Below are 5,055 nucleotides of genomic sequence, written 5' to 3' on the forward strand. Positions count from 1 at the left end.
CCACCAGACGCGCGAGCCGGCGAGTGCGGCCGCCGAAGGATTGTCCCCGACCGCGATAAGCATGCGGCCGTAGGGGCGGCGCATCAGGACGAACCCCGCGACCGCCGCCGCTGTCAGGATAATGACCGGGTACGGAATGATGTCCAGAACCGGAACGTCCTGGATGCCGCCGCGCCCGATCTGCCGGAAGCTGTCCGCAGGGTTCCCCTGGGCCGCGCCGCCGGTCCAGTAGAGGACCAGCCCGAGAAGCGCCAGCATCATGCCCAGCGTGACAATGAAACTCGGGACTTTTAGCAAGGTTGTGATCAATCCGTTCACCAGTCCGATGAAGGCGCCCAGCACCAGCATCAGGACCAGCACGGGGATCACCTTGGAATCGTCCTGCCGTATCAGGTTGCCGGCAACGATGACCTGCATCGTCACGACCGATCCCATCGACAGGTCGAATTCCCCGGCGACAATGACGAAGTACTGGCCGATGGCGGCAATGGCAATGGGGGCAGTCCTGCCGACGAACCGGATGAAGGAACCCGGCTCCCCGAAGGACGGGTTTAGGACGATGATCGTCGCCAGGAGGCCGGTCAGCAGGACGAAGACGGCGCCGCCGGGGGTGCGCACGGCGCGCAGGAGCCGCTCGGAACGGCTGGCACGGTTCTGCTTGAGAATCGCGCTGCGCTCGGAGTTCAAAGCCGTACTCATGGCCCCTCCACGGGCACAGGCTGGGCCGCGGGCGTTTCCACGGACCCTTTTGCGGGGAACCGTTCCGGTCTGCTTACGATCCGGCGACGGGCATAGACGGCGACGGCGACTACGATGACTACGCCCCTGACCACATCCTTCAGGAACGGGTTGACCTGCATGACGGACATGATGTTGTCCAACATGGCAAAGATCAGCACGCCGCCGAGGGTGCCGGTGATAGTCCCCTTGCCGCCGGAGAGCAACGTGCCCCCGAGCACAACTGCTGCGATGGAGAGCAGGTCGTAGCCGCCCTGGGAACCCACAGTGGGACTGCCCACGCCCAGCCTGCTGGCAAGGAGCAGCCCTGCCATTCCCGCCAGTACTGAACAGATGACATGCGCCGTAATGACCGGCACGTCAACGCGGATTCCGGATGTACGGGCGACGGCAATGTCGCCGCCGACAGCGTACAGGTGGTGGCCGACGCGGGTGCGGTGCAGGAGCAGGCCGGCCAGGCCCGCGCAGGCCAGCATGATGATCGTGGAGATCGGGACCGGGCCGATCCCCGTGGCTCCGACGAGGCGGAACGCAAGCGGTGTCTCGCCGAAGCTGCCCTTAAAATTGGTGGCGAGGAAGCCACTGATGATCAGGCCCACACCAAGCGTGGCGATGAATCCATGCACATTCAGGCGGGCGACGATCAGCCCGTTCGCGAGTCCAATGACCGCTGCGGTGCCCAGCGTCAGCAGGACTCCGGACAAGACGTTGTTTGGATTGTTGGCCATCACCCCGGCAGCGATGAGGCTGGCCAAGCTGGTGACGTAGGGAACTGACAGATCCAGGCTGCCTGCCAGGATGACCAGTGTCTGGCCGATCGCGATGAAGCCCAGAACACTGGTTCCTGTCAGGATGCTCGAGATATTTCCTGGGCTGAAGAAACTCCGCCCGATGGAGTTCACCAGCAACACTCCCAGGATGAGTGTCACCAGCGCCACCAGGTAGACGATCTGCGTGGAAGACAGTCTCTGGAAGAAGCTTGCTCGTTGTTTCATGCCTCTCCTTCGGGTGCTGTCCTGGCGCCGGTTCCCAGCTGGAGGATGGCTTCTTCCGACGTACCGGCAGGCAGTTCGCCGACGAGCCGGCCATCACGCATGACAAGGATCCGGTCCGACATTCCGATAACCTCCGGAAGCTCGCTGGAGGCCATCAAAATGGCCTTGCCCTCCGCCGCGAGCTGGCGCATCAGCCGGTACACCGCCACCTTGGCTCCCACGTCAATGCCACGGGTGGGTTCATCCAGCAGGACGAGCAGGGGGCGGATAGCCAGCCACTTGGCGAGGACCACTTTTTGCTGGTTGCCGCCCGACAGGTACTGCACCTCCTGGTCCAGGTCCCGGGCGATAACCTCGAGGGAGGAGAATACGCCCGGGATTTCTGTCCTGACGGCTCCCGTGCGGCGCGGAAAGACCGACCTGATGACACTGAGTGCGTTGTCCAGGATGGACTGGTTCAGGCTCAGGCCCTCAGCCTTGCGGTCCTCTGTGATCAGGGCCATCCGGGCCCGCACGCCTTGGCGGGGCGACTTGGGCAGCAGCCCCCCACCGGCCATTTTCATCGTTCCGCGGGTGAACGGTGCTGCGCCAAAAATGCCATGAAGCAATTCCGTGCGCCCGGACCCTTGAAGTCCTGCCAGGCCGACAATCTCGCCGGGCTGGATACTGAGGCTGATCCCGTCCAGCTGGCCGTTTCCGGCGCCTTGCAACTCGAGGATCGGCTTCTCCTCGGGACCGTCTGGCGTCAGATCCTCCCGGGGTAACTTGTCCGGGAAGAACGCCGAGATGGGCCGGCCCACCATTAGCCGGACCAGCTGGGCGTCGTCGAGTTTGGAAGCGGGTAGGGTGCTGACCACCTTGCCGTCTTTCAGGACGGTGATGACGTCACAAAGGTCGAAAACTTCGCGGAGCCGGTGGGAGACGTAGAGGATGGCCGTGCCACGTTCACGGAGGCGTGCCACTATCTCGTAGAGAAGTCCGACCTCGGCGCCGGCCAGGGCCGCAGTGGGTTCGTCCATGGAGATGATCCGGGCGTCGTAGCTGACCGCCTTCGCGATCTCCACTACCTGCTGCTCAGCCACCGTCAGGCTCCGCACCTGCGTGCTGGGCCGGATGGCGGCGATCCCCAGGGAGTCAAGCAACTCCGCCGTTTGCGAATTCATCAGGGTCTTGTTCACGAGCAGTCCGCGGCGCGGCTCCCGGCCAAGGTAGATGTTCTCGGCCACCGTCCGGTCGGGGAGGAGGTTGAACTCCTGGAACACCGATGACAGCCCCGCTTCGTGTGCCTTCGTGGGATGGCTGAAAGTCACTTCCTGGCCGTCCAGGAGTACGGTTCCGGCGTCGGGTTGGTACACCCCGGCCAGCACCTTCATCAGGGTGGACTTGCCCGCGCCGTTTTCCCCCACGAGCCCGTGTACCTGGCCCCGGTGAAGGCTGAGATGGGCATCCTCCAGTACGGGTACGCCGAAAAAACTCTTGGTCAGTCCGCGGACTTCCAGGATTGGCGGGGGAGCCGGAGAGCCGGAATGGAGCGCCTCGGAAGCATTCACGGCATCAGTTTCGTTGTGGTTCTCCATCGATGCGCCCTCCACGAGCTAACTGTTACAGCACCGGTTCTGATCCGTCAAGAAGTGAACGAGCGTTCACTATTGCCGCTTTCCGGCCGGTCTCTTACTGCTTGAAGGCGGCGTCGAAGGAGGTGTTCGAGGCCGGGAAGTCGAACTTCTTGAGCGCGGCGAGGGCTTCGGGGGCGCCGTGGAGCCGGTCCATGCCCGCGTCCTCCCATTCGATCGAGATGGGGCCGTCGTAGCCGATCGCTGCCAGTGCCCGGAACGAGGATTCCCAAGGCACGTCCCCGCGGCCGGCGGAGACGAAGTCCCAGCCGCGGCGCGGGTCCCCCCAGGGCAGGTGCGAGCCCAGAACGGTGTTCCGGCCGGTGGGCCGCAGCTTGGTGTCCTTGCAGTCCACATGGTAGATCCGGTCCTTGAAGTCCCAGATGAAGGAGACCGGGTCGATGCCCTGCCACATGAAGTGCGACGGGTCCCAGTTCAGGCCGAAGGCCGCACGGTGCCTGATCGCCTCGAGGGTCCTGACGGTGGTCCAGTAGTCGTAGGCGATCTCGGAGGGGTGGACCTCGTGCGCGAAGCGGACACCGCAGTCGTCGAAGACGTCCAGGATGGGGTTCCAGCGGTCCGCGAAGTCCTGGTAGCCGGCCTCGATGACTTTCTCCGGCACGGGCGGGAACATCGCGACGTACTGCCAGATCGAGGATCCGGTGAACCCGACCACGGTGTCGACGCCGAGGGCCTTGGCGAGCCGGGCGGTGTGTTGCATTTCCTCAGCCGCGCGCTGCCGGACGCCCTCGGGGTCGCCGTCGCCCCAGACCCTGGCCCCGACGATCGCCTCGTGCCGGAAGTCGATCGGGTCATCGCACACGGCCTGGCCCTTGAGGTGGTTGGAGATGGCCCAGACCTTGAGGTTGTACTTCTGAAGCACAGCCAGCTTGGACTCGACGTAGCCGGGCTCGTCCCAGCGCCAGGCGTCCAGGTGGTCGCCGGAGACGGCGATTTCCAGGCCATCGTAGCCCCAGCCGGAGGCCAGGCGGGCGACTTCCTCGAAGGGCAGGTCGGCCCACTGGCCGGTAAACAGGGTGTACGGGCGGGGCATGTCAGGCTCCTTCGGTAGTGGTCTGGGTGGTCCGTGCGGACGGGGTGAGCTGGATGAGTGAACCTTTGGCGGCGGCGCTTTCCTCCACGGCCGCGAGGATCCGCTGGACGCTCAGGCCGTCCTCGAACGACGGCGACGGCTGGGTTCCGGTGCCCACCGCGACGAGGAAGTCGCGGATCTCGTGCGTGAACGTGTGTTCCCAGCCGATCACGTGGCCCTGCGGCCACCATGCTTCAAGGTACGGGTGCTCGGGTTCGCTGACCAGGATGCGGCGGAAGCCCTGTTCGCGGACCGGCAGTGTGGCGTCCAGGAAGCCGAGCTCGTTCAGGTCCTCCAAGTCGAACAGCAAGGCACCCTTGTCACCATAGATCTCCAGCTTCAGCGAGTTTTTCTGTCCGGTGGCCACCCGGGAGACCTCCACGGAGGCGATGGCCCCGGAGGCGAGGGTCAGCATGACCCAGGCGGCGTCGTCGACCGTCACCTCCTCGAGGCCGGCAGCGCCCGGGCGCTGCCGGGTGAAGGTGTGCAGCCGGCCGGAGACCTCGGTGACCGGCTCGCGTAGGAGGAACAGCACCTGGTCGATCGCGTGCGAGGCGATGTCGCCCAGCGCGCCGGACCCGGCGGTGTCCTTGTTCAGCCGCCAGGTCATGGGCAC

The 5,055-nt window shown here is 65.0% G+C and carries 4 protein-coding genes and 1 pseudogene; all 5 read right to left on the bottom strand.

What is annotated here, in order from left to right; all coding sequences use genetic code 11:
• A pseudogene (locus tag Y706_RS26750) lies at positions 1-699 on the bottom strand (ABC transporter permease); the annotation flags it as partial.
• Complete coding sequence (locus Y706_RS0120310; protein ID WP_028278026.1) at positions 696-1,733, bottom strand: ABC transporter permease; 1,038 nt, start codon at positions 1,731-1,733, stop codon at positions 696-698. The pseudogene Y706_RS26750 and the gene Y706_RS0120310, both read right to left, overlap by 4 nt.
• Positions 1,730-3,310 (bottom strand): sugar ABC transporter ATP-binding protein, encoded by a 1,581-nt coding sequence (locus Y706_RS0120315; protein ID WP_084476295.1) that lies wholly within the window; start codon positions 3,308-3,310, stop codon positions 1,730-1,732. The genes Y706_RS0120310 and Y706_RS0120315 overlap by 4 nt, the downstream gene beginning before the upstream one ends.
• A gap of 94 nt (positions 3,311-3,404) precedes the next feature.
• Positions 3,405-4,400 carry a sugar phosphate isomerase/epimerase family protein gene (locus tag Y706_RS0120320; protein ID WP_028278028.1) on the bottom strand — a complete coding sequence of 332 codons (996 nt, stop codon included), beginning with the start codon at positions 4,398-4,400 and terminating at the stop codon, positions 3,405-3,407.
• A 1-nt stretch (position 4,401) separates the two neighbouring features.
• Positions 4,402-5,055, bottom strand: a 654-nt coding sequence (locus Y706_RS26755; RefSeq protein WP_043436741.1) for a Gfo/Idh/MocA family protein, incomplete at its 5' end; no start/stop codon positions are given.

This window comes from Arthrobacter sp. I3 (genome assembly GCF_000520575.1).
In the GTDB taxonomy this organism is placed as follows: Bacteria; Actinomycetota; Actinomycetes; order Actinomycetales; family Micrococcaceae; genus Arthrobacter; species Arthrobacter humicola_A.